This window comes from Sphingopyxis sp. NFH-91 (assembly GCF_021401285.1).
Classification (GTDB): Bacteria; Pseudomonadota; Alphaproteobacteria; order Sphingomonadales; family Sphingomonadaceae; genus Sphingopyxis; species Sphingopyxis terrae_A.
Genome location: NZ_JACBGA010000004.1, coordinates 104,570 through 129,049 on the forward strand (window position 1 = coordinate 104,570; position 24,480 = coordinate 129,049).

Below are 24,480 nucleotides of genomic sequence, written 5' to 3' on the forward strand. Positions count from 1 at the left end.
CCGCGATCGTCAGAGCAGGAATTCGCCGGTCAGCGTCGTGACGCAGCGACCCGAAAGCTCGACCTGATCGCCGTCGATATGACAGCCGACTCGCCCGCCGCGCTCGCTCGCCTGCCAGGCGGTAAAGCGGTCGCGCGCCAGTCGGCGCGTCCAATAAGGGGTAAGGACGCAGTGCGCCGACCCGGTGACGGGATCTTCATCGATCCCCGCGCTTGGCACGAACACGCGGCTCACGACATCGGCGCCTGCTGGGTCGCCCGCGCCGTCGGCGGTGGCGATCGCCTGTACGTCGCCCAGCGCCTTGAGCGCCGCCATGTCGGGCGCCAGCGCGCGCACCTCGCGCGGATCGGCATAGACGAGCAGCGCATAGCGCCCCTCATGCCACAGCGTTTCGACCGGCGACCCGCCGACCGCGGCCGCGATCTTCGCCAGCGGCTTGGGTTCGGGGCGATAGGCGGGCAGGCGCATGCGATATCCGTCCTCGTCATCGCGCGCGACAACGAGGATGCCCGCGTGGCGCGTGCGAAAACGCATGTCGCCGCGCCACTGGGCGGTGGTCAGCAGCACATGTCCGCTCGCCAGCGTCGCGTGGCCGCACAGCGCGACCTCTTGCTTGGGCGTGAACCAGCGCAGTTCGTAATCGGCCTCGCTCGTTTCGTCGGGAACGACGAAGGCGGTTTCGGACAGATTATTCTCCGCCGCGATCGCCTGAAGCATCGCGTAGCTCATCCACTCATCAAGCGGCATGACGGCCGCCGGATTTCCCTCGAACGCCCGCTCGGCAAAGGCGTCGACGCGCGTGATCGGCAGGCGGCGCCAGCTCATGGGTAGAGCAGTCCGCTCGTCCAGCCATCGCCCGCGCGCACGAACAACGTGCGTTCGTGCAGGCGATGCGCCCGGTCCTGCCAGAATTCGATTCGCTCGGGCGTCACGCGCCAGCCCGACCAGCGTGGCGGACGCGGCACGTCCTGTCCTTCGAAGCGCGCCTGCATTTCGGCAAAGCGGCTTTCGAAGCTTTCACGCGCGTCGAGCGGACGCGACTGCTGGCTGGCCCAGGCGCCGAGCTGGCTGTCGCGGCTGCGCGTCGCGAAATAGGCATCGGCGGTTGCGTCGTCGACGGTCGATACCGGGCCTTCGATGCGAATCTGTCGGCGCAGCGACTTCCAGTGAAAGAGCAGTGCGACATGCGGGTTCGCCGCAAGTTCGCCGCCCTTGCGGCTGTCGAGATTGGTGTAGAAGACGAACCCGTCGGGGCCATGCCCTTTCAGCAGGACCATCCGCACCGACGGATGGCCGTCCGCCGTCGCGGTCGCCAGCGCCATCGCATTGCTGTCATTGGGTTCACTCGCGCGTGCCTCGCCATACCATAGGTCGAATAGCGCGAAAGGATCGGTCGTCGTCATGCCGGCTCAATACTCCGCGTCGCGCCTCTGGTCGAGCAAAAGCGTCGGGAACTTGACCCTCTGCGCGGCCATTACCACATGGCTCGCAATCGGCCCTTCACGGCCAGTCACTTATCGGGCTACAGGAGACAGATGGCAGATCCCTATTCCACCCTCGGCGTGGCGAAAAACGCGAGCGAAGCGGAAATCAAATCCGCTTATCGCAAGCTTGCAAAAGAGCTGCATCCCGACCGGAACAAGGAAAATCCGAAGGCGTCGGAGAAATTCTCCGACGTCACCAAAGCCTATGACCTGTTGTCCGACAAGGAAAAGCGCGCGCAGTTCGATCGCGGCGAAATCGATGCAGAGGGCAATCCCGCCATGCCGTTCGGTTTCGGAGGTGGCGGCGGCGGCTTTCGGGGCGACCCGCGCGGCGGGCCGCAGGGGGGCTTCGGCGGTTTTGGTGGCGAGGGCGCCGACTTCGGCGACATATTCGAAGGCCTGTTCGGCGGTCGCGGTGGTGGCGGCGGATTTGGTTTCGGCGGGGGACGCAGCGCACCGCCGCAAAAAGGCGCCAATGTCGCCTATCGGCTGAGCGTTTCGTTCGTCGACGCGGCGACCCAGGCGATGCAGCGGATTACGCTTGCCGACGGCAAGACGATCGACCTCAAGCTGCCGGCCGGGGTCGAAACCGGAACGCAGATGCGCCTCGCGGGCAAGGGGCAGCCGGGGCCCGGGGGCAATGGCGACGGCATCGTAACTATCAGCGTCAAGGATCATCCCTTCTACGAACGCGATGGCGACAATATCCGGCTCGACTTGCCGATCACGCTGAACGAAGCGGTCAAGGGCGCGAAGATCAAGGTGCCGACCGTCGACGGACCGGTGATGTTGTCGATCCCAGCGGGTTCCTCGTCGGGCAAGGTGATGCGCCTCAAGGGCAAGGGGTTCAGCAGCAAGGGCGGCGGCCGCGGCGACCAGCTCGTCCGGTTGATGGTGGACATTCCTTCGGGCGACACGGCGCTCGAAAAGGCGCTCGAAGGTTGGACCGATACGCGGCCGGTGCGGGCCGATCTTGGCGTGTGATGTGTGGTTGAACGTCCCGGGCAGCAAGACGCCGCAGCGCTCGAACGTCAGGTCGCCGAAGAGGTCGGCAGGGAATTTCTGGCCGAAGGCCACTCGCCCCATTCGCCCGAGGCACGCGCCGAGCGCGCCAAGCGCATGCACCTTCGCGGGCGGGCGCAGGGCGTCATCGAACGCGGACGCGAAACGCTCGGCCCCGGGACGCGTATCTTTCGCGTCGCGCGCCGGGTGGTGGTCGGCACATACACCGACGGGTTCATCCACGCCGGAAATCTTGCCTATCTTGCGCTGATCGCGCTCTTTCCCTTCTTCATCCTGCTCGCTGCGGTGCTCAGTCTCGTGGGCGGCGCTTATGGCAGCGAGCGGGCGATCGAAGCGGTCTTTTCGACGATGCCGCCATCGGTTGCGCGCGCGCTCGCGGGGCCGATCGCCGAGGTAATGAGCGCGCGGACGGGCATTTTCCTCTGGCTCGGCGCGCTCGTCGCGCTGTGGACCGTCGGCAGCCTGATCGAAACGATCCGCGACATCTTGCGCCGCGCATATGGCACTCATTTTTCCAAGGGCTTTTTCCACTATCGGCTGGTGTCGATCGGCATCGTCACCGGCGCGGTCGTGCTGATGCTGATCTCGTTCAGCATGCAGGTGCTGATCGTTGGCATCGAACAGTTCGTCGAGCGCGTCCTGCCCTCTGCCTATCAGTCGGCGGGCGTCGTCGCCATTTCGCGCGGCGTATCGGGGCTGGGGCTGTTCGCCGCCATCTATTTTCTCTTCCTGTCGCTGACGCCGTCGAAATATCGCGGGCGACAATTTCCCAAATGGCCCGGCGCGCTCTTCACCACCCTGTGGTGGATGGCGGTCACCCTGGCGCTTCCGCCTTTGCTCGCCAGCCTGTTCCGCTATGACGCGACCTACGGCAGCCTTGCCGGCGTCATGATCGCGCTGTTCTTTTTCTACCTCGTCGGATTGGGTATGGTGATCGGCGCCGAACTCAATGCAGCCTTGGTAGAGGTTGAGGATTTGGGTCATGACGCTATTGGGCGCGTGGACGACATCATAGTCGAAGATAAAGTCGAAGAGAAAAAGGCCGGAGAAGTTAAATGACGGGTCTGATGAAGGGCAAACGCGGGCTGATCATGGGCCTCGCGAACGACAAATCGCTCGCATGGGGTATTGCGAAGGCACTGCACGCGCACGGCGCCGAGCTGGCGATCTCCTATCAGGGCGACGTGATGCTCAAGCGGGTCAAGCCGCTCGCCGACGAACTCGGCTGCGATTTCCTGATCGATTGCGACGTGTCCGACATGGACAATCTCGACGCGGCCTTTGCGACGCTCGCGGCGCGCTGGCCGACGATCGACTTCGTCGTCCACGCGATCGGCTATACCAACAAGGAGGCGCTGCGCGGCCATTATGCCGATGTCACGCTCGACGACTTCCTGATGACGATGAACATCAGCGTCTACAGCTTCACCGCTGTCGCCAAGCGCGCGGCGGCGATGATGACGCCTTTCGATCCCGACACGGGCGAAGGCGGCGGTTCGCTGCTGACCCTCAGCTATTATGGCGCCGAGAAGGTCATCCCGCATTACAATGTCATGGGTGTGGCGAAGTCGGCGCTCGAAACCAGCGTCAAATATCTCGCCAACGACTATGGCCCGCAGGGCGTCCGCGTCAACGCGATCTCCGCAGGGCCGATCAAGACGCTTGCGGCGTCGGGCATCGGCGATTTCCGTCTGATCCTGAAGTGGAATGAATATAATGCCCCGCTGCGCCGCAACGTCACGATCGACGATGTCGGCGGTTCGGCGCTTTATCTGCTGAGCGACCTGTCGGGCGGCGTCACCGGTGAAACGCACCATGTCGATGCGGGCTACCACACCGTCGGGATGAAGCAGGAAGACGCGCCGGATATCGCGCTTGCCTGATGCGATCGTGGTCCGCCGCGCCCGTGCGACGGACGCGGCGGCAATCGCGGCGGTGCATCGCGCAGCTTTCGCCGCAACAGACTTTGGCTATCAGGGTGAGGCCGAACTTGTAGCGCTGGTTGAGGCCGATGGCGATGCGCTTGTTTCGCTCGTTGCCGAGTGCGCCGGTACGGTCGCCGGGCATATCCTCTTCAGTCGCATGAGTGCGGTCGCGGACGGCCGGCCTCTTGCTGCGGCCGGACTCGCGCCGGTGGCCGTGCTTCCCGATTGGCAGGGGCAGGTCGTTGGCGGCATGTTGATCCGCGAGGGGCTGGCGGCGCTGCGCGATCAGGAGATCGCGTTGTGCGTCGTGCTTGGCGATCCGGCCTACTACACGCGCTTTGGCTTTTCCGCCGATCTTGCGGCGCGCTTCGCGTCGCCGTTCGCGGGCGAGCATCTGATGGCGATGATGCTCGATCCGGCGGCCGTCTGGCCGGTCGCGGGCCGGGCCGATTATGCCCCTGCCTTTGCGCGGATGGGCTGAGCGCGCTTGAATTGCGGCGCGATTCCCGCCATCGGCGGGGCATGGATTTCGCGCTCGCCCTCGATCATGTCCAGATCGCCATGCCGATGGGCGGCGAAGCGCAGGCGCGCGCCTTTTACGGCGCGCTATTGGGCCTCGCCGAACTGCCCAAGCCCGCCGACATGGCGGCGCGCGGCGGCTGCTGGTTCGCGCTCGGCGACCGGCAATTGCATCTGGGGGTCGAGGGCGATTTCCGGCCTGCCAGAAAGGCGCATGTCGCGCTCGCCACCGACGCGCTCGACGCGTTGCGCGCACGGGTCGAGGCGCATGGTCATCCGACGAAGGATGACAGCTCCGTCGAGGGGCGTTACCGTTTTTTCACCGAAGATCCCTTCGGCAACCGCATCGAGTTCATGGACAGGACGCCGCGCACATGAGTTTCAACAGCTTCGGTCGCGTTCTGCGCTTCACCACCTGGGGCGAAAGCCACGGGCCGGCGCTCGGCGCGGTGGTCGATGGCTGTCCGCCGCGCCTCGCGCTGTCTGAAGCCGATCTTCAGCCTTGGCTCGACAAGCGCCGCCCGGGCCAGTCGCGGCACACGACGCAGCGGCAGGAGCCCGATCAGGTGCGCATCCTGTCGGGGGTGTTCGAGGGCAAGACGACCGGCACCCCGATCAGCCTGATGATCGAGAATGTCGACCAGCGGTCGAAGGATTATGGGGAGATTGCCCAGGCCTATCGCCCCGGCCACGGCGATTATGCCTATGACGCCAAATATGGCATCCGCGACTATCGCGGCGGTGGCCGGTCGAGCGCGCGTGAGACCGCCGCGCGCGTCGCGGCCGGCGGGGTCGCGCGGCTGATCCTGCCCGAGGTGCAGATCCATGCGTGGGTCGCCGAAATCGGCGGCGATGCGATCGACCCGGCGAACTTCGATCTCGAAGAGATTGATCGCAATCCCTTTTTCTGTCCCGACCCGGCCGCGGCGCAGCGCTGGGAAGGGCTGATGGACGCCGCGCGCAAGTCGGGCAGTTCGCTCGGCGCGGTAATCGAATGTGCCGCGAGCGGCGTTCCCGCCGGCTGGGGCGCGCCCATCTATGCCAAGCTCGATGCCGACCTCGCCTCTGCGATGATGGGTATCAATGCCGTCAAGGGCGTCGAAATCGGTGCGGGCTTCGGCGCGGCGCGGCTGCGCGGCGAGGAAAATGCCGATCCGATGCGCCCCGCGAGCGACGGCAGCAACCGCCCCGATTTCCTCTCGAACAATGCCGGCGGCATTGCGGGCGGCATCTCGACCGGCCAACCCGTCGTGGTGCGCGTCGCCTTCAAGCCGACCAGTTCGATCCTGACCCCTGTGCCTACGGTGAACAAGGCGGGCGAGGCGACCGACATCGTCACCAAGGGGCGCCACGATCCCTGCGTGGGTATCCGCGGTGCGCCGGTGGTCGAAGCGATGATGGCGCTCGTCCTCGCCGACCACAAGCTGCTCCAGCGCGCGCAGTGCGGATAGTCGCCGAATGATCGCCGCGGCGCAGGCCTTTATCGCCCAGCATCAGGCGATCATCGGCCTTGTCGTGCTCGCCCTGATGTTCGTCGGCTTCGTGATGGAGCGCTTCCCGGCGACCGTCGTCGCGATCCTCGGGACCTGCACCTTCCTCTTCCTCGGCATCCTGTCGGGCAAGGATCTTTTTTCGGTCTTTTCCAATTCGGCGCCGGTGACGATTGGCGCGATGTTCATCCTATCGGGCGCCTTGCTGCGCACCGGCACGCTCGACGCGATCGCGAACCGCATCATCGCCCGGGCGCAGCGACACCCGAAGCTGGCGCTCGCGGAGATGTTCTTCGGCGTCTATGTCGCCTCGGCCTTCCTCAACAACACGCCGGTCGTGGTCGTGATGATCCCGATCATGCTCAAGCTGGCGAGCGCGCTGGGGATCAGCGCCAAGCGGCTGCTGATGCCGCTGTCCTTCGTCTGCATCCTCGGCGGCACGACGACGCTCATCGGCACCTCGACCAACCTGCTCGTCGCCGCGGTGGCACAGGATTATGGCCTCGATCGCTTCGGCATCTTCACCATCACCCCGGTCGGGCTCGTTGCGGGGGTAGCGGGGACGCTGGCGCTGCTGCTGATCGCGCGCCGCTTTCTGCCCGACGATTCACCGTCGCAGATCGCGCTCAGCCAGGAACATCGCACCTTCCTCTCCGAAGTGCGCATCCTGAAGGACGGCAATCTGGTCGGGCGGCGTGTCGGCGACGTGCCCTTCGTCAAGCGCGCCAATGTGAAGCTCGTCGCGATGAAGCGCGGTGCGACGCTGCGCCGGTCGAACCTTGCCGACGATATATTGGAGCCCGACGACCGCCTCGTCCTGCGGCTTGAGCTTGCCGAACTCCTGTCGCTGCGCGCGAACAAGAATGTCGCTATCGGCCTGACCGCCGGGCACGACAATGCCGACCAGAATGACGAGGCGATCGTCGAGGCGATGATCGCCCCCAGCCACCCGGCGATCGGTCGCCGGCTGATCGAAATACCCTTTCTCTCGTCGCTTAAGGTCCGCATCCTCGGCATGGCGCGCTTTCGCAAGACGCCGGGCCCCGACCTCCCCAATGCGCGCGTTCAGGCGATCGATCGCGTGCTGGTAACGGGGCCGGCGGACCAGATCGAACAGCTCTACGGCCATCCGCACCTCTATGGCGTCGGCTCGACCAGCGAGCGCGAGTTTCGCCGCAACAAGGCGCCGATCGCCATCGGCGCGCTCGTCGGCGTCATCCTGCTGGCGACCTTCAATGTCATGGACATCGGCGTCGCCGCGATCATCGGGGTCGGGCTGATCTTGGTGACGCGCTGCATCGACGCCGACGAGGCGTGGGATTCGATCGATGGCAATGTCCTTGTCCTGATCTTCGCGATGCTCGCGGTCGGGCTGGCGCTCGAAAATTCGGGTAGCGTCGAACTGGTCGTCGGCGAACTGACGCCGTTGCTGCGCAGCGTACCGCCGTGGGGGCTGGTCGTTGCGACCTATATCCTGTCGGTGCTGCTCACCGAAATCGTCACCAACAACGCGGTCGCCATTCTGGTGACGCCGCTGGCGATCGCGGTGGCGCGGCAATTGGGGGTCGATCCCTATCCGCTGGTGATCGCGGTCATGTTTGCCGCATCGGCCAGCTTCGCCACACCGATCGGCTATCAGACGAACACGCTGGTCTATGCGGCGGGCAATTACCGCTTCATCGATTTTTTCCGCGCGGGCATTCCGCTGACGCTTGCCGTCGGCGCCGCGACCTGCGCAGCCATTACTTTTCTTGTGTAGGCTCTGAAGATTCTGGCAATTGCTCCGCGGGCAGCGGGCTGTTAGGCCCCCCATTTACATTCGGCGGGGACCGGAACAGGGGAGCGAATTGATGGCGAAACGCCTCACAATCTACATTTTGATCGGCATGGTTCTGGGGGTCGTCGCCGGCTATCTGGTGCGCGTTATGGTGCCCGCGGGCAGCGAGGCCTTCGATAATTGGCTGCGCGGCTTTTCGATGCTCGCCAATATTTTCCTCAATCTGATCAAGATGCTGGTTGCGCCGCTGATCCTAGGCACGCTGATCGCGGGGATCGCGCATATGGGCGACAGCTCGGCGCTCGGCCGCATCGGGGTCCGCGCCATTTCGTGGTTCATCATCGCCAGCCTGATCTCGATCAGCCTCGGCCTGATCATGGTCAATGTGCTCGAACCGGGCGCCGGGCTGCATCTGACCGTCGGCGCCCATTCGGCGGCCGAAGTCGGCGAGGTCAAGAAACTCGACCTGTTCGAATTTGTCGAACATATTTTCCCCAAGAATATCGTCGCCGCAATGGGCGAAAATAACGTCCTCCAGATTCTGGTCTTTGCGCTGTTCGCGGGCGTTGGCCTGTCGGCGATCGGCGAGAAGGGCGCGCCGCTCGTCCGCGGGGCCGAGGCGCTCGCCGAGCTGATGCTCCAGATCACCGGCTATGTCATGCGCCTCGCGCCGCTCGCGGTGTTCGGTGCGCTCGCCAAGGTGGTAGCACAATATGGGCTCGGCATCCTTGCGACCTACGCCGAACTGCTCACCGAATTCTACATGTCGCTCGTCGTACTGTGGGCGCTGTTGCTCGGCATCGGGGCGATCTTCCTCGGCAAGCGGATCGTCGAACTGATCCGTTATATCCGCGAACCGATCCTGATCGCCTTCTCGACCGCCTCGTCCGAAGCCGCGATGCCGAAGCTGTTCGAACAGCTCGACCGCTTCGGGGTGCCGCGCCGCATCTCGGGCTTCGTGCTGCCGCTCGGTTACAGCTTCAACCTCGACGGGTCGATGATGTACGCAAGCTTCGCGACCATCTTCATCGCGCAGGCCTATGGCATCGAACTGTCGATCACGACGCAGATCCTGATCCTGCTGACCCTGATGGTGTCGTCGAAGGGCATTGCGGCAGTGCCGCGCGCCAGCCTGGTCGTCATCACCGCGACGCTCGCCATGTTCGACCTTCCGGTCGAGGGCGTCGCGCTCGTCTTCGCGATCGACCAGTTCCTCGACATGGGGCGCACCGCGACCAACGTCGTCGGCAATGCGGTGGCGACCAGCGTCATCACCAAATGGGAAGGCATGCTGGAGGTCGAGGATCCGGCGTTCGACGACCGTCCGCATGCACCGGCGCATACGTCGCATCACGGGATGCGGGGGCTGGACCTTCAGGAAGATATGGTCGAGGATAGGACCACGCCCCCGGCCGACCGCGCCTGACGCCCAGCTTTTCGGCCGCTCCCACCCACGGGCGCGCAAGGAGCTGAGCCATGACCGAAACCAAAGCCCCGCCCGGCGGGGATGAGGAGGCGCGCGCCAAGCAATTGCAATGGCGTATGCTGTTCGGTTTCGTCGGTGGCCTGATCGCCGGACTTGCCGCCCATTATGGTGCGGCGGGCGCCGGCTGGGTCGACAGTGCAACGACTTACGTCACCGGTCCGATCGGCCAGATTTTCCTGCGCCTGCTGTTCATGCTCGTGATCCCGCTGCTGGTGTCGGCGCTGATCGTTGGTGTCGCCGAAATGGGCGAGATGCGGGCGTTGAAATCGGTGGGCATCCGGACGCTGCTCTACACGGTCGTCGTCTCGTCGATTGCCGTCGCGATCAGCCTGCTGCTCGTCAATCTAATCCAGCCCGGGGCGGGGGTCGATCCGGCGCTGGCCCGGAATCTGATCGCCGAGGGCGCCGAAGGCGCCAGGGCGATTACCGACCGCGCGGGCGAGGCGAAGTTGGGGATGGATGCGCTCGTTGCGATCGTGCCGAGCAATTTCATCGGCGCGATGAGCGAGAATGATGTGCTCGCCGTGATGTTCTTCGCACTCTTTTTCGGTATTGGCCTGATGCTCGTCCGGACGCCGCAGACGGCGGCCCTCAAGACCGCGATCGAGGGCGTGTTCGAAGTGTCGATGAAGCTGATCGGCCTCGTCATCCGGCTCGCACCGATCGCCATCTTCTGTTTCATGTTCAATCTTGCCGCCCAGTTCGGCTGGGATCTGATGGTGCGCCTGTCGGCTTATGTCGGGGTCGTGCTGCTGGCGCTCGGGCTCCAGATGTTCATCGTCTTTCCGGTGATGTTGCGGCTGCTTGCGAACAAGTCGCCGACGGCCTTCTTCCGTCAGACGCAGGAAGCGTTCGTGATGGCGTTCGCGACATCGTCGTCGAACGCGACGCTGCCCACCGCGCTGCGCGTTGCGCACGACCGGCTGCGCCTGCCCGACCAAGTGGCGCGCTTCGTGCTGACGCTCGGCGCTACCGCAAACCAGAACGGCACCGCCATGTTCGAAGGCGTGACCGTGATCTTTCTTGCGCAATTCTTCGGCATCGACCTGACACTTCAGCAGCAGCTGATGGTGATGCTCGTCTGCATCCTCGGCGGTATCGGCACCGCGGGGGTACCGGCGGGGTCGCTGCCGGTGATCGCGCTCATCCTCGCCTCGGTCGGGGTGCCGCCCGAAGGGATCGGCCTCGTGCTCGGCGTGGACCGCTTCCTCGACATGTGCCGCACGACGCTCAACGTGATCGGCGACCTCGTTGCGGCGACCGTGGTGTCGGCGGGCACGAAGGACGAAGCGCGGCCATCACCCGCCTGATCGGGGCCGGCAGCCCGGCATCGGTCAGTTTTCGCGAACGTGTCCGGACCGGTCGCCACGGCTCCGGCGCGGTGCATCGCCTGTGGGACGCGTCGGCGGCGGTGCGCTTACCGCAGGCGGCCGCGGGGGCGGCGTCCGCAAGGCAGGTGAAGGTCGCTGCGGAGCCGGGGTCGTGCGGTTGGCAGGCGGCGCGGTCACAACCGGAGACGAGCGTTGCCTGCTTCCTGTCCATTCGCCCGTAGGCGCCGGTCGCGTGCGGATTACACCCGGGCCACCCGCGGGGCGCCGCGGTACAGTGAATTGATCGCCAGGCTCTGTCGTCGGGGGGCTGCCCACCGGCGGACGCGGGCGGATGACGCCCGGACCGCGATCGGGGCGTCCGGGGTTGCCGCTGGTCGGCGGGGTACCGGCGCCGGGCCGACCGCCGGGCGGGCGCGTCCCATGCTGGCCATGCTGGCCGTCGCCGTCCCGATCATGCCCCTGCCAACCGCCGGGGCGATGGGGGCGTCCACCGTGATCGCCGCCGCTCGACGGCGGGCGGCCTTGCCAGTGGCCGTCGCCGCGGTCGCCGCGATGCTTCCACCAGGCGCGGCGCCCGCCCCAATAGTTCAGATACTGGCCGCGCAGCGGGTAGCGGTTGCGATAATTGTCGAACATCCACATGCCGTAGCCGGGGTAATAATAATTGTCGTACCAGCCGCCGCCGAAACCGATCTGGACGAAGCCGCCGCTATAGTCGGTCGGATCGTAACAGTCGTAGCCATAGCCGTCCGAATAGGCATAGGGATCATAATCATAATAGTCGTTCGCGCAGACCCCCGCCGAGGCATAGCTCGGGCCATAGAGATCGCCGTCATAGTAGCAGCCGCCGAGCGTCGCGGTGGCGAGAGCGCCGAGCGCGAGAGAGAGGGGCTTTTTGAGGCTGTTGGGCATGATGCCATCCTTCCTTGGCGCCGCGATGGAGGCGCCATATCGGAATCGAAACTGCACGAAGCGAGTTGAATTTGCGGTGAATGGTCGCCGCCGCCGGAATAAGACTTACTTGCAACAATGTCAGTAAGCCGATAGTCTGCGCCGACATCGGACAAAATGAAGGATTTGCCGCGATGAATGCCCCCACGACGATCGAATGGTCGGAACGCCGCTTCGGACCCGAGACCGCGCACTGGATGCCGCGTAACGCGGAGACCGCGCTCGATCATATTCCCGGCGACGACGGGATTCCCGTGCTCGGCACGACGCTGGCGCAGCTCAAGGATCCGGTCGGCTTCACCAACCGCATGGTCGCGCAGCACGGCAAGGTCTATCGCGCCAAAAGCTTCGGCGGCCGCGGCGTGTCGCTCGTCGGGCCCGAAGCGAACGAGCTTGTCCTGTTCGATCGCGAAAAGATCTTCTCGTCCGAACAGGGGTGGGGGCCGGTGCTCAACCTCCTGTTCCCGCGCGGCTTGATGCTGATGGACTTCGAAAAGCATCGCGCCGACCGCAAGACGCTGTCGGTCGCCTTCAAGCCCGAACCGATGCGGCATTATGCCGGCGCACTGAACGAGGGTATCGGCAGCCGCATCGGCGCATGGAGCGGCAAGAGCTTCAAATTCTATCCGGCGATCAAACAGCTGACGCTCGACCTGGCCGCGACGAGCTTTCTCGGCATCCCCTGGGGGCCGGAGGCGGAACGGATCAACAAGGCGTTCGTCGACATGGTGCAGGCGTCGATCGGCATCATACGCGTGCCGATGCCCTTCACCGCCATGGGCCGCGGGGTCGCCGGGCGCAAATTCCTCGTCGATTATTTCACGCGACTGGTGCCCGAACGCCGGGCATCGGAAGGCGAGGATATTTTCACCCAAATCTGTCACGCCAAGGACGATGACGGCGAGTATCTCAGCGTCGAGGCGATCGTCGACCACATGAACTTCCTGATGATGGCGGCGCATGACACCATCACCAGTTCGATCACCTCGCTCGTCTGGCTGCTCGCCCGGCATCCCGAATGGCAGGACCGGCTGCGCGACGAAATGCTGTCCGTCGCGCCGGCGGGCGAGGGTGTAGGGCACAACAGCCTCGGCGAGCTTGAACTGACCGAAATGGCGTTCAAGGAAGCGTTGCGACTGATCCCGCCGGTGCCCGCCATCCCGCGCCGCGCGCTCCGGGATTTCGAATTCGGCGGCTACCATATTCCCGCCGGCACCAATGTCGGGATCAACCCGAGCTATACGCATATGATGGCCGAATATTGGCCGGACCCCGAACGCTTCGACCCGCTGCGCTTCGCGCCCGAAGCGGTGCGGGGTCGCCACAAATATGCATGGGTTCCTTTCGGCGGCGGCGCGCATATGTGTCTGGGGCTGCACTTCGCCTATATGCAGGCGAAAATCTTCTTCCACCATGTGCTGACGACGCATCGCATCCGTATCGCCGACGGCTATGCCCCCAACTGGCACATGTGGCCGATCCCGCGCCCGAAAGACGGGCTGACGGTCACCTTCGACCCGCTCTGATCTTGCTCCGCAGGGCGCGGTGCCCCACCCTGCGGTAGTGACAGCTTTCCGCACCTACCTTGTCCGCTTCTGCGTGATGATTTTGCTCAGCATCGTTGCAATTCGCGCGATGATGTGGCTGCGCGCGCATCCCGAACATGATCCCTTTGCGCCCTTCGACCTCGCGCAGCCGAGGGGCTGGGCAACGCATCGTAAGCTCGTGCGGCTGGCGGGCGAGGATGAGGCCTGTTTTGCGGTGTTCGACCGCGCGGGCGAGCGATACGCGCGGCGCCCTGCGGTCGGCGAGGGGCAATGCCTTGCGAGCCAGCGCATGATCCTCGCCGGCAATCGCCTTGTCCCCTCGATGCGTCCCGCGAACGCCGCACCCGGCTGCGCCATGACCGCGGCGCTGGCGCTATGGACGCGCGATGTGGTTCAGCCCGCGGCGCAGGATCATTTCGGACAGAAGGTTGTCGGCCTTGAAAATCTGGGCAGCTATAATTGCCGCAAAATTGCCGGGCGACGGGCGCAAAGCGAACATTCGACCGCCAATGCAATCGACATTTCGGCCTTCATCCTTGCTGACGGGACGCGTGTGGCGCTGCGTGCCGACTGGGACGATCGCGGTGCGAAAGGAGCTTTCCTGCACGCGGTGCGCGATCGGTCGTGCGGGCTGTTCAGTACGCTGCTGTCGCCCGATTATAATCGGGCGCACGCCGACCATTTCCACCTCGATATGGCGGCGCGGACGGCGGGGTGGACGGTCTGCCGCTAGGGTCCCTGACCCTAAGATCGACCGTCAGACCGTAAAGCTCTCGCCGCAGCCGCACGCGCCCTTGGCGTTGGGGTTCTCGAATACGAAACCCGCTGCGAAATCATCCTCTACCCAGTCCATGGTGCTGCCGATCAGATAGAGCACCGATGCGCCGTCGATGTAAAACACGCCGCCGGGCGTTTCGATCTTCTCGTCGAATTTCTGCTCTTCGGTCACATAGTCGACCGAATAGGCAAGGCCTGAACAGCCGCGCCGCGGCGTCGACAGCCTGACCCCGATCGCGCCGTCGGGCGCGGCCGCCATCAGCTTTGCGATGCGCGCTTCGGCGCCGGGCGTCAGCGTGACGGCGGCGGGGCGGGCTGTCCGCGTCTTCTCGGGTGTCTTGGCTTCAGTCATCACAGCATTCCCAATTCGAGCCGCGCCTCGTCGCTCATATTGGCGGGCGACCAGGGCGGATCCCAGACAAGGTTCACTTCAGCATCGCCGACGCCGGGCACCGCGCCGACGCGCAACTCGACCTCGCCAGGCATCGATTCGGCGACGGGGCAGTGCGGGGTGGTCAACGTCATGGTGACGACGACATGGCCTTCGTCGATCTCGACATTGTAGATCAGGCCAAGGTCATAGATATTCACCGGAATTTCCGGATCGTAAATATCCTTGAGCGCCGCGACGACGGCTTCGTACAGGTCGCCGCCGACGCCGTGCGGATCGACCGCGGCGGGCTTGGCGGCCAGAAAGCCCTCCAGATAATCGCGCTTGCGCTCCAGCTTCTCGGGCGCGGTTTCGGCATCCTCGACGCGCGCCTTGGGCGGCGGCGCGACGCTTTCCACTTCCTCGATCCTGATGCTGTTTTCTTCGCTCATCCGAAAATCCTCTCGACGCGCGCCAATCCTTCGACCAGCGCCGTCACATCGTCTGCATTGCTGTAGAGCCCGAAGCTCGCGCGGGCGGTCGCCGGTACGCCCAGATGCGCCATCAGCGGCTGCGCGCAATGATGCCCGGCGCGGATCGCGACCCCGCTTTCGTCCAAGATAGTGCCGATGTCGTGCGGATGAACCCCCGCCATCGCGAAACTGACGATCCCGGCGCTGCTGTCGGGGCCGAACAGCGTGATACTGTTCTTGCGGGCGAGCTGCTCGCGCAAACTGCCGACCAGCGCACATTCATGCGCGTGGATCGCCTCGACACCGATCGCTTCGACATAATCCACCGCCGCCGCGAGCCCCAGTGCCTCGACAATCGCGGGCGTGCCGGCTTCGAAACGCGTCGGGGCGGGTGCGTAGGTCGTCCTTTCGAACGTGACCCGGTCGATCATCGACCCGCCACCCTGCCAGGGCGGCAGCGCGTCGAGCTTGTTGCTCCACAGCACGCCGATGCCGGTCGGTCCGTAAAGCTTGTGCCCCGAGAAGGCATAATAGTCGCAGCCGAGCGCCGCGACATCGACAGGCAGGCGCGGCACGGCCTGGCACCCATCGATCAGCAGTTCGGCACCGACGCGATGCGCAAGATCCGCGGCGCGCGCGGCGTCGAGCGGGCTGCCGAGCACGTTCGATACATGGGCAAAGGCGACCATAGTGTGATCGGGGATCAGCAGCTTTTCGGCGGCGTCCAAGTCGATGCAGCCGTCGGCGGTCAGCGGGCAGACATCGACCTGCCAGCCCGCGAGCTGCCAGGGCACGATATTGCTGTGATGCTCGAGCGTGGAGAGCAGCACGCGCCCCTTCTTAGGGTGCGAATAAGCGACCAGATTGATCGCCTCGGTCGCGCCGCGCACGAAGGCGATCTGATCCTCCTTCGCGCCGATGAACCCTGCGATCCGCCGCCGTGCCGCCTCATAGGCGAGCGTCATGTCGGCCGAGCGCGCATAGACGCCGCGGTGCACGGTCGCATAATCGCGGCCCATCGCGTTTACCGTCGCGTCGATCACCGCCTGCGGCTTTTGCGCGGTCGCGGCGGTGTCGAGATAGTGCCAGCCGGGCGTCAGGCCGGGAAACTGATTTCTAATCCCGTTCGTGTCGAGCGAAGTCGAGACACCCTGAGGGCGCGCATGACCGATGGGCATCTCGACTTCGCTCGATGCGAACGGGGAGGAGGGATTGCTCACACCAATTCCCCCAATTTCGTGAGCGCGAGCGCTTGCAGCTTTTCCTCATCCTCGGCGCCGTCGAAAACGCCAGCCACGAAAGCCTGCAGCAAGATCTTCTTCGCCTCGGCCGGGGGCAGTCCGCGCGACTGGAGATAATAGAGGCTCATCGCGTCGAGTTCGCCGATCGCACAGCCGTGCGCACATTTGACGTCGTCGGCGAAGATTTCGAGTTCGGGCTTGGCATTGGCGGTTGCGCTGCGCTCGAGCAGCATCGCCTTCACATCCTGTTCGCTGTCGGTCTGCTGCGCGTCGCGCGCGACGGCAACCTTTCCGAGATAGGTGCCCGTCGCGGTACCGCCGAGGACCGAACGCACCATTTGCCGCGACGTCGCGCCGGGTTGGGCGTGGGTGACGGTAGTGACGATCTCGAGCGTCTGTGCACCCCCGCCGATCTGCGCCGCGCCGAGATTGAAGTCGGCGCCCTCGTGCAACGTCACCGCGAGTTCGATACGCCCATAGGCGCCGCCAATGTTGAGCACATGCAGCGACGCTGTCGCGCCCTTGCCGACGCTCATCTCGATCTGATGGATCGCGCCTGCATCCTGCACGATCGCACGCTTGAAGTCGCCGCCCGCGGGCACCATGATGCTTTCGGGCGCGGGCAACGGCCACGCCTCGGTCACCGCGTCGATGTCGCTGTAGCGCCACGCTTCGTCGCGCCGGGTGGGAAGGGCGGTGGTCGTCACTCGGCGACCTCCCACACTTCATCACCCCGGACTTGATCCGGAGTCCACGCGGTCATGGATGCCGGATCAAGTCCGGCATGACGAAGAAAGGAAAGGGGCGTATGGATGCTCACGCCGCGATCTCCGCATAGCCTTCGCGTTCGAGCTCAAGCGCGAGTTCGGGCCCGCCCGATTTGACGATTCGGCCGCCGGCGAGGACGTGGACGAAATCGGGCCGCACATAGTCGAGCAGGCGCTGATAATGGGTGATCAGCAGCACCGCCTTGTCGGGGCGCCGCATGATCGCGTTGATCCCGTCGCCGACGATGCGCAGCGCGTCGATGTCGAGGCCGCTGTCGGTCTCGTCGAGGATCGCGAGCTTGGGGTCGAGGATGCCCATCTGCACCATCTCGTTGCGCTTCTTCTCGCCGCCCGAAAAGCCGACGTTCACGGGGCGCTTGAGCATGTCCATGTCCATCTTGAGCAGCCCTGCCTTCTCGCGCGCCAGCTTCAGGAAATCGCCGCCCGACAGCGGTTCCTCGCCACGCGCCTTGCGCTGGGCGTTCAGGCTTTCGCGCAGGAACTGGACGTTCGACACGCCGGGGATTTCGACAGGATACTGGAAGCCAAGGAACAGGCCAGCGGCGGCGCGCTCGTGCGGGTCCATATCGAGCAGATCCTGTCCGTCGAAGGTCGCCGAACCCTCGGTGACTTCATACCCCGGCCGCCCGCCGAGGACATAGGAGAGCGTCGACTTGCCCGCGCCATTAGGCCCCATGATCGCATGGATCTCGCCCGCATTGATGGCGAGCGACAGGCCTTTCAGGATCGGCTTGTCCGCGACGGTGGCGTGGAGGTTGTCAATATTGAGCATCGGTTTCTCTAAGTTTTGGAGAGTGTGTTGCCAGCCGGAATAGCCCGAAAGCGAACAACGGAAGGCCATAGACTCTAAAAAGGGCGCCAAGATGCACAGTCCCATCGACCATTCCAGTCCACGGGATGCCGTCGCCGAGAACGGACATTAACCAAAGGCCGAAAAGCCAATAGCCGAGCACGATTAGAATGGCGACAGCCAGAAGATAGCGCCACCAACTCACCCCACGCTCCCCTCAAGGCTGATTCCGAGCAGTTTCTGCGCTTCGACGGCAAATTCCATCGGCAGTTGCTGCAGCACTTCCTTGGCGAAGCCGTTGACGATCAGCGCCACGGCTTCTTCCTGCCCCAGTCCGCGCTGCATCGCGTAGAAGAGTTGGTCGTCGCTGATCTTGCTCGTCGTCGCTTCATGCTCGACGGTCGCGGTCGGGTTGCGGACTTCGATATAGGGGACGGTGTGCGCGCCGCACTGGTCGCCCAGCAGCAGGCTGTCGCACTGGGTGAAGTTGCGCACCCCTTCGGCATTGGGCGCGACGCGGACGAGGCCGCGATAGGTGTTGTTCGACTTGCCCGCGCTGATCCCCTTCGAAACGATGGTCGAGCGCGTGCGCTTGCCATTGTGGATCATCTTGGTGCCGGTGTCGGCCTGCTGGAAATTGTTCGTGACCGCCACCGAGTAAAATTCGCCGACGCTGTCGTCGCCGTTGAGCACGCAGCTCGGATATTTCCACGTGATCGCGCTGCCGGTTTCGACCTGCGTCCACGACACCTTGCTGCGCTTGCCTTGGCACAGCGCGCGCTTGGTGACGAAATTATAGATGCCGCCCAGCCCCTCGGCATTGCCGGGGTACCAGTTCTGCACCGTCGAATACTTGATCTCGGCATCGTCGAGCGCGACCAGTTCGACCACCGCGGCGTGGAGCTGGTTCTCGTCGCGCATCGGCGCGGTGCAGCCTTCGAGATAGGAGACGTACGCGCCCTTGTCGGCGACGATCAGGGTGCGTTCGAACTGCCCTGTATTCTCGGCATTGATGCGGAAATAGGTGCTGAGCTCCATCGGGCAGCGCACGCCCTCGGGAACGTAGACGAACGTCCCGTCCGAGAAGACCGCGCAATTGAGCGTCGCAAAATAATTGTCGTGCATCGGCACGACCTTGCCGAGCCACTTCTTCACCAGCTCGGGATATTCGCGGATGGCTTCGCTGATCGACAGGAAGATCACGCCCGCGCGCTTCAATTCCTCGCGGAAGGTCGTCGCGACGCTGACGCTGTCGAACACCGCATCGACCGCGACCTTGCGCGCGCCCTCGACGCCCGCGAGCACCTTCTGCTCCTCGATCGGGATGCCGAGCTTCTTGTAGACCTCGAGAATCTCGGGATCGACCTCATCGAGGCTCGCGAGCTTCGGTTTCGCCTTCGGCGCTGCATAATAGTACGCGTCTTGATAGTCGATCGGCGGCACGTTGAGTTTCGCCCAGTCGGGCGTCTCCATCGTCTGCCAGTGGCGAAACGCCTTCAGCCGCCAGTCGAGCATCCATTCGGGCTCGTTCTTCTTGGCGCTGATGAAACGTACCGTATCCTCGGTGAGCCCCTTGGGCGCGAAGTCGGTCTCGATCGCCGAGGACCAGCCATGCTCATAGTCGGCAACGCGCAGCGCGGCGTCGCGGGCTGCCTGATCCTTGACGGGGGTTTCGCTGTTATCGGTCATAATCTTATCTCGTCGCTCCCGCGAAGGCGGGAGCCGTTGGAGGGGGCAATCCGGCGCTGCCGCCCGGACGTCCAGCGCCCGGCGCGGGGGCACCGCTCAGGCTCGCGAGGCTGATCTGTGCCAGCGCGCCGCGCACGGCATTGTTGACGACGCCCCAATGCGGCTTGACGCGGCAATTGCCTTCGAGCGCGCAATCGTGGCGACCGTCCTCGACGCAGGTGGTGAGGGCGATCGGGCCTTCGACGGCTTCGATAATATCGGCGATGCTGATCGCCGCTGCGGGCCGCGCGAGGCGTACGCCGCCGCCAGTGCCCCGCGTCGACACCAGCAGGCCGGCGCGGGCGAGCCCGCTCACCAGCTTCTGCACCGTCGGGCCGGGAATGCCCGTCTGTTCGGCCAGCATCGCCGCATGCAGCGGTACCGATCCGCACTGGCGCGCGGCGGCGCTCATCAGCACGACGGCATAATCGGCAAGGTTGGACAGGCGCATGGCTCTTTCCGGCGGAACTGCGAACGATTCTTAATTGGAGTAATTCGTTCCAATTAGATAGTCGCTGAGCGCCCTAGGCGCAAGGTCGCGGACCGGCAATAAAAAAAGGCACCCATCCAGCCGGAGCCGAATGAGTGCCGAGATGAAGGTCTCAGTCCTCGTCAAAGGAAGAGCTCTTCTGGGTCGCAGGTTCCGGATAGGTCGCGGGCCTGATTCGCGATTGTATCAAAACGCCAAATCGTCGCTCGGCGCCGAAAAAGACCGTCCCGTCGTGGGGCAGGGCGAATGGACTCAGGTTTCGGAAACGATCGGGCTGACCTTGCCCGCAAGCTGTTTGCGGCCCTTCGTCGTCGCCTCGGTATAAAGCGTGGGCTTGCCGAGCTGTCCCGGGGTTGCCCCGGCAAAGCGCTTGATCTCGCGGATCAGGTGCGACTGGTCGTAAAAGGCGTCGCCAAGCTGCGCCTGGTCGAGTGTCTCGCCGCGCGCCAGTGCCGCCGCGGCGCGCACGGCGCGATATTTGCGCGCCAGCATGCGCGGCGACAGGCCGTAATAATGTTTGGTCATCCGCTCGACCGAGCGGATCGACATGCCGGTTGCTTCGACCAGGTCATGCACCTGCGGCGACGCCGATCGCGTCAGCCATTCATCGACGGTGCGGATGAACCACATCGCGGGCGCCTCGGTCTGTTTCAGCACCGCGCGGACGAAATTATTACCGATAATCAGCCGCTCTTCGTCGTTCGCGGCGCCCAGTATCGCGTCGGCGACCTCGTTGATCCAGTCGCCGAACAGATCGGCCGCGTCGATCGCGCGGTCGGTCAGTTTCTCGCCATGGCTGCCCATCAGCGCGGCCCAGCCGGCGGGCAGCATGCCGAAGCCAAAGATGCGCGTCGGGCGGTTGCTGATCGCGCGGACGCGCCCGCTCGTCGGCCCGACGATATTGGCGCGCCGTACCGTGCTGCTGTGCCCGTCCGAAAAGACATATTCGCCGTCGGCGACGGTGATGAAGCGAAACTGCGGGCGGTCGGCGCGCTCATATTCGTCGAAGCGCGGCATGTTGATGCGCGCACAGTAAAAGCTCGACACCATGTCCGCCAGATCGGGATCGGGCGGAAAATAGTGCAGCTCGAACGGCTGCTCGCCGCTCATCTGCCCGGATGAGGCTGACGTATCCGACATGACGAGACCGACCCTTCGGTGGCTTTGTTGCCGCCTTTTGCTTCCCCGCCATAATTTCAGAACGCCCGGCTGCGTCAAGGCGCAATTTTGATTCGCACTATCAACGGCTGGCGGCGATCCAGGCATCGACGCGGCGCTCAAGGATGTCGAGCGGCACCGGCCCCGATTTGAGCACCACGTCATGGAAGTCGCGATAGTCGAAACGGTCGCCGAGCGCCGCCTGCGCGCGCGTCCTGAGTTCCATGATCTTGAGCTTGCCGATCAGATAGGCGGTCGCCTGCCCCGGATAGACGATATAGCGTTCGATCGCTTTTTCGATGTCGCCGTCGGGGTTGGGCGTATTGTCCTTGAGATACTGGATCGCCTGCTCGCGGCTCCAGCGCTTGTCGTGAATGCCGGTGTCGACGACGAGGCGGCACGCGCGCCACAATTCCATGCCGAGCCGCCCGAAGTCACTGTAGGGGTCGGTGTAAAAGCCCATGTCCTTGGCGAGTTCCTCCGAATAGAGGCCCCAGCCCTCGGTATAGGCGGTGAAGCCGCCGAAACGGCGGAAGGGCGGCAGGCCGGTCAGTTCGGTCTGCACCGCGCGCTGCAGGTGGTGTCCCGGAATACCCTCATGATAGGCGAGCGCCTCGAGCTCGGTCTTCGACATGTCGCGCAGGTCATAGAGGTTCACATAATAGGTGCCGGGCCGCGATCCGTCGGGCGAGGGCGACTGGTAAAAGGCTTTGCCCGCCGACTTTTCGCGGAACGCTTCGACCGCTTTCACCTGCAGGTGCGCCTTGGGCAGCGTATGGAAGAAGGCGGGCAGCCGCGCCTCCATCGCCTTCACCTTGGCATCGACATCGGCCAGATAATCCTCGCGGGTCGTATAATAATATTGCGGGCTGGTGCGCAGATGCTCGAAAAACTCGCGCAAAGTCCCTTTGAAGCCCACCTGCGCCATGATCTTCTTCATCTCGCCGTGGATACGCGCGACTTCGGAGAGGCCTAGCGCGTGGATCTGCGCCGCGCTCATGTCGGTGGTCGTGTAATTGGCGAGCAGCGCTGCATAATAGGCTTTGCCGTCGGGCAGGCGCCAGATGCCGTCCTGCGTCGGCGCGACCGCCTGCTGGCGCTTCATTTCGGCGAGCAGCCGGCCATAGGCGGGGCCCGCGCTTTCGGCCCATGCCGCCTTCGCGGCATCGGTCAGCCGTGTCTTTTCGCCGGCGTCGATGTCGAGCTTGCCGACCTTTGCGCCGATATCCTCGATCACCGCATTGTCCGGCTTCATCAGATTTTCGATGTCGCTGATGACATAGGCATAGACCCACTTGGGCGGCTGGACGCCCTTTTTGGCGCGCCGCGCCGATTCGGCCGACAGCGCGTCGAGCACCGGACCCATGCCGCGAATGCGCTCCACATAGGCTTCGGCTTCGGCAACATTGGCAACGCGGTGGATATTGATCAGAAAGGCGGGCATCTGGCTCTGCGCGCCGTTCATCTGGTCGAAGATATATTCATCGTCGCGGAACGGGAACAGCCGCTCTGCGCGCGCCGCCTGCGCGTTGAACAGCTCGAAGGACAGCGCCTCCTCCGGCGACAGTTTCGCGGGGTCGAAGCTCGCGCGCATCGCGGCGGCGGTCGCCTGTTGCAGTGTGTGGCTGGCAACCTCGGCATCGTCGCTCGGGTCGTTCCACTTGCCGTAATCGGCGTCGCGGATGCCGCGATAGGCCTTGCCTTGCGGGCTCAGCGACAGTTGCGCCTCGTCATAATTGTCGAAGAATTGCGCGAGGTCGGCGCCGGCCGGTGCGCTCGCCGCGGGCGATTGCGGTGCGGTCGCCACGGTCGCCGGCGTGCAGCCCGCTGTTGCCAGCAGCACAAGCGCGGTGGACAGGATCGCTGTGGACGGGCGGGCGGCGAAACGGCGATGCGACACAAATGTCTCCCTCTGTTGGCCGGCTGACTGAGGGTCCGGCAAGGCCCCTCATTTTGCAACGATTTCCGGCTGATCGGCAGGGGGCTTGCCATAGCCGCCGCCCCGGCGCAATGGCGGGGGCATGTCGCTTTTTGCCTCCGCCGCCGATGCCGCCTACGGCCTTGTCCGCCCCGTCGTTCACGCGACCGATGGCGAGGCGGCGCATAATCTGACGCTCGCCGCGTTGCAGCCCTTGCCGCGCGCACGCCGCGCGCTGACCAGCCCCGTGCTGGCGACCGAACTGGCGGGGCTGCACTTCCCGAATCCGGTGGGCCTCGCCCCCGGCTTCGACAAGGATGCGCGCGTGGCGCATGCGATGCCCCATTTCGGTTTCGGCTTTGTCGAGGTCGGGACGCTCACCCCGTTGCCGCAGGACGGCAATCCGCGCCCGCGACTGTTCCGGCTGGTCGAGGACCGCGCGGTGGTCAACCGCATGGGCTTCAACAACGGCGGACAGGCAAAGGCGGCCGACCGCATCGCCTGCCTGCGCCGCTACGGCCTGCCGGTGCCGCTCGGCATCAATATCGGCGCGAACAAGGACAGCGCCGACCGTATCGCCGACTATGCGAAGGGCACGGCGGCCATGGCGCCGCTCGCCGACTATCTGACCGTCAATATTTCTTCACCCAACACGCCGGGCCTGCGTGCCTTGCAGGATCGCGGCGCGCTCGAGGCGCTGCTCGACGGCGTCGCGGCGGCGCAGCCCGCGGGAGCGGCCAAGCCCGTCTTCCTGAAGGTTGCGCCCGATCTCGAACCCGCCGACATCGACGATATCGTCGCGCTGGCGATCGACAAGCGCCTCGCCGCGATCATCGTGTCGAACACCACGATCACGCGCCCGCCGCTCGCCTCGCGCCACGCGGACGAAGCGGGGGGGCTATCGGGCGCGCCGCTTCACGATCTTGCGCTGCAGCGCCTGCGCGACTTTCGCCGGGCAAGCGGCGGAACAGTGCCGCTGATCGGCGTCGGCGGTATCGCCAATGCCGATCAGGCCTGGGCGCGCATCCGCGCAGGCGCCAGCCTGATCCAGATCTATTCGGCGATGGTGTTCGAAGGGCCGGGGCTGGCCGCACGCATCGCGCACGGCCTCGAAGCTCGCGCCGCGCGCGACGGCTTTGCGCGGGTGAGCGACGCGGTGGGCGCCGACGCCTGACGCGCTCGCGCCGACGGGCGAGGGGAGACGGGCGGGGGGA

The 24,480-nt window shown here is 64.9% G+C and carries 24 protein-coding genes; 12 read left to right on the forward strand and 12 right to left on the reverse strand.

Annotation, left to right across the window (positions count from 1 at the left end; all coding sequences use genetic code 11):
* Nucleotides 1–9: 9 nt before the first annotated feature.
* Entirely contained in the window at nt 10–825 is an 816-nt protein-coding gene (locus L0963_RS10725) for a PhzF family phenazine biosynthesis protein (RefSeq protein ID WP_234179440.1), read from the reverse strand.
* Nucleotides 822–1,403 (reverse strand): pyridoxamine 5'-phosphate oxidase, encoded by a 582-nt coding sequence (gene pdxH, locus L0963_RS10730; protein WP_003047963.1) that lies wholly within the window; start codon nt 1,401–1,403, stop codon nt 822–824. The genes L0963_RS10725 and pdxH overlap by 4 nt, the downstream gene beginning before the upstream one ends.
* A 132-nt stretch (nt 1,404–1,535) precedes the next feature.
* Here pdxH and L0963_RS10735 point away from each other — a divergent pair, with 132 nt between their 5' ends.
* The 9 genes from L0963_RS10735 (at nt 1,536) to L0963_RS10775 (ending at nt 11,014) form a co-directional block, all read left to right on the forward strand.
* Complete coding sequence (locus tag L0963_RS10735; RefSeq protein ID WP_003047962.1) at nt 1,536–2,468, forward strand: DnaJ C-terminal domain-containing protein; 933 nt, start codon at nt 1,536–1,538, stop codon at nt 2,466–2,468.
* Nucleotides 2,469–2,471: 3 nt separating this feature from the next.
* Nucleotides 2,472–3,566: a YihY/virulence factor BrkB family protein gene (locus L0963_RS10740; protein WP_234179441.1), complete on the forward strand. Its 1,095-nt coding sequence runs from the start codon at nt 2,472–2,474 to the stop codon at nt 3,564–3,566.
* Nucleotides 3,563–4,390 carry an enoyl-ACP reductase FabI gene (gene fabI, locus L0963_RS10745; RefSeq protein WP_234179444.1) on the forward strand — a complete coding sequence of 276 codons (828 nt, stop codon included), beginning with the start codon at nt 3,563–3,565 and terminating at the stop codon, nt 4,388–4,390. The genes L0963_RS10740 and fabI overlap by 4 nt, the downstream gene beginning before the upstream one ends.
* Nucleotides 4,383–4,913: a GNAT family N-acetyltransferase gene (locus tag L0963_RS10750; protein WP_234179446.1), complete on the forward strand. Its 531-nt coding sequence runs from the start codon at nt 4,383–4,385 to the stop codon at nt 4,911–4,913. Before fabI ends, L0963_RS10750 begins: the two co-directional genes overlap by 8 nt.
* 41 nt (nt 4,914–4,954) lie before the next feature.
* Nucleotides 4,955–5,329, forward strand: a complete 375-nt coding sequence (locus tag L0963_RS10755; RefSeq protein ID WP_234179448.1) for a VOC family protein — start codon at nt 4,955–4,957, stop codon at nt 5,327–5,329.
* A complete protein-coding gene (aroC, locus tag L0963_RS10760; RefSeq protein WP_234179449.1) occupies nt 5,326–6,402 on the forward strand; it encodes a chorismate synthase in 1,077 nt (358 codons plus the stop codon). The genes L0963_RS10755 and aroC overlap by 4 nt, the downstream gene beginning before the upstream one ends.
* Nucleotides 6,403–6,409: 7 nt before the next feature.
* Nucleotides 6,410–8,200 (forward strand): SLC13 family permease, encoded by a 1,791-nt coding sequence (locus L0963_RS10765; protein WP_234179450.1) that lies wholly within the window; start codon nt 6,410–6,412, stop codon nt 8,198–8,200.
* Nucleotides 8,201–8,291: 91 nt separating this feature from the next.
* Nucleotides 8,292–9,644 carry a dicarboxylate/amino acid:cation symporter gene (locus L0963_RS10770; RefSeq protein WP_003047950.1) on the forward strand — a complete coding sequence of 451 codons (1,353 nt, stop codon included), beginning with the start codon at nt 8,292–8,294 and terminating at the stop codon, nt 9,642–9,644.
* A 50-nt stretch (nt 9,645–9,694) separates the two neighbouring features.
* On the forward strand, nt 9,695–11,014 hold the full coding sequence (locus L0963_RS10775) for a dicarboxylate/amino acid:cation symporter (RefSeq protein WP_062902029.1): 1,320 nt from the start codon (nt 9,695–9,697) through the stop codon (nt 11,012–11,014).
* 24 nt (nt 11,015–11,038) lie between these two features.
* Here the strand turns inward: L0963_RS10775 and L0963_RS10780 are convergent, their stop codons facing one another.
* Nucleotides 11,039–11,947 (reverse strand): hypothetical protein, encoded by a 909-nt coding sequence (locus L0963_RS10780; protein ID WP_234179452.1) that lies wholly within the window; start codon nt 11,945–11,947, stop codon nt 11,039–11,041.
* Between the two features lie 173 nt (nt 11,948–12,120).
* Between L0963_RS10780 and L0963_RS10785 the strand changes: the two genes are divergently transcribed.
* Together L0963_RS10785 and L0963_RS10790 are read left to right on the forward strand one after the other, a co-directional pair.
* Nucleotides 12,121–13,512 carry a cytochrome P450 gene (locus L0963_RS10785; RefSeq protein ID WP_234179454.1) on the forward strand — a complete coding sequence of 464 codons (1,392 nt, stop codon included), beginning with the start codon at nt 12,121–12,123 and terminating at the stop codon, nt 13,510–13,512.
* 37 nt (nt 13,513–13,549) lie between these two features.
* On the forward strand, nt 13,550–14,266 hold the full coding sequence (locus L0963_RS10790) for an extensin-like domain-containing protein (RefSeq protein WP_234179457.1): 717 nt from the start codon (nt 13,550–13,552) through the stop codon (nt 14,264–14,266).
* A 24-nt stretch (nt 14,267–14,290) separates the two neighbouring features.
* On the opposite strand, the gene L0963_RS10795 is transcribed toward L0963_RS10790, so the two are convergent.
* The 9 genes from L0963_RS10795 to L0963_RS10835 all read right to left on the reverse strand — a co-directional run bounded on the left by L0963_RS10795 (nt 14,291) and on the right by L0963_RS10835 (nt 23,248).
* Entirely contained in the window at nt 14,291–14,662 is a 372-nt protein-coding gene (locus L0963_RS10795; RefSeq protein ID WP_058812758.1) for a HesB/IscA family protein, read from the reverse strand.
* Entirely contained in the window at nt 14,662–15,132 is a 471-nt protein-coding gene (locus tag L0963_RS10800; RefSeq protein WP_062902032.1) for an SUF system Fe-S cluster assembly protein, read from the reverse strand. The genes L0963_RS10795 and L0963_RS10800 overlap by 1 nt, the downstream gene beginning before the upstream one ends.
* Nucleotides 15,129–16,331, reverse strand: a complete 1,203-nt coding sequence (locus L0963_RS10805; RefSeq protein WP_234179729.1) for an aminotransferase class V-fold PLP-dependent enzyme — start codon at nt 16,329–16,331, stop codon at nt 15,129–15,131. Before L0963_RS10805 ends, L0963_RS10800 begins: the two co-directional genes overlap by 4 nt.
* 38 nt (nt 16,332–16,369) lie before the next feature.
* Nucleotides 16,370–17,101: a SufD family Fe-S cluster assembly protein gene (locus tag L0963_RS10810; RefSeq protein WP_062902033.1), complete on the reverse strand. Its 732-nt coding sequence runs from the start codon at nt 17,099–17,101 to the stop codon at nt 16,370–16,372.
* Between the two features lie 109 nt (nt 17,102–17,210).
* On the reverse strand, nt 17,211–17,954 hold the full coding sequence (gene sufC / locus L0963_RS10815; protein ID WP_062902034.1) for a Fe-S cluster assembly ATPase SufC: 744 nt from the start codon (nt 17,952–17,954) through the stop codon (nt 17,211–17,213).
* A gap of 219 nt (nt 17,955–18,173) precedes the next feature.
* Nucleotides 18,174–19,661 carry a Fe-S cluster assembly protein SufB gene (gene sufB, locus L0963_RS10820; RefSeq protein ID WP_062902035.1) on the reverse strand — a complete coding sequence of 496 codons (1,488 nt, stop codon included), beginning with the start codon at nt 19,659–19,661 and terminating at the stop codon, nt 18,174–18,176.
* Between the two features lie 4 nt (nt 19,662–19,665).
* A complete protein-coding gene (locus tag L0963_RS10825) occupies nt 19,666–20,151 on the reverse strand; it encodes an SUF system Fe-S cluster assembly regulator (protein WP_234179459.1) in 486 nt (161 codons plus the stop codon).
* A 291-nt stretch (nt 20,152–20,442) separates the two neighbouring features.
* Complete coding sequence (locus L0963_RS10830; RefSeq protein WP_003047907.1) at nt 20,443–21,300, reverse strand: helix-turn-helix domain-containing protein; 858 nt, start codon at nt 21,298–21,300, stop codon at nt 20,443–20,445.
* A 130-nt stretch (nt 21,301–21,430) separates the two neighbouring features.
* Nucleotides 21,431–23,248: a DUF885 domain-containing protein gene (locus L0963_RS10835; RefSeq protein WP_062902037.1), complete on the reverse strand. Its 1,818-nt coding sequence runs from the start codon at nt 23,246–23,248 to the stop codon at nt 21,431–21,433.
* A gap of 121 nt (nt 23,249–23,369) precedes the next feature.
* On the opposite strand from L0963_RS10835, the gene L0963_RS10840 reads away from it, so the two are divergent.
* On the forward strand, nt 23,370–24,440 hold the full coding sequence (locus L0963_RS10840; protein WP_234179461.1) for a quinone-dependent dihydroorotate dehydrogenase: 1,071 nt from the start codon (nt 23,370–23,372) through the stop codon (nt 24,438–24,440).
* Nucleotides 24,441–24,480 lie beyond the last annotated feature (40 nt).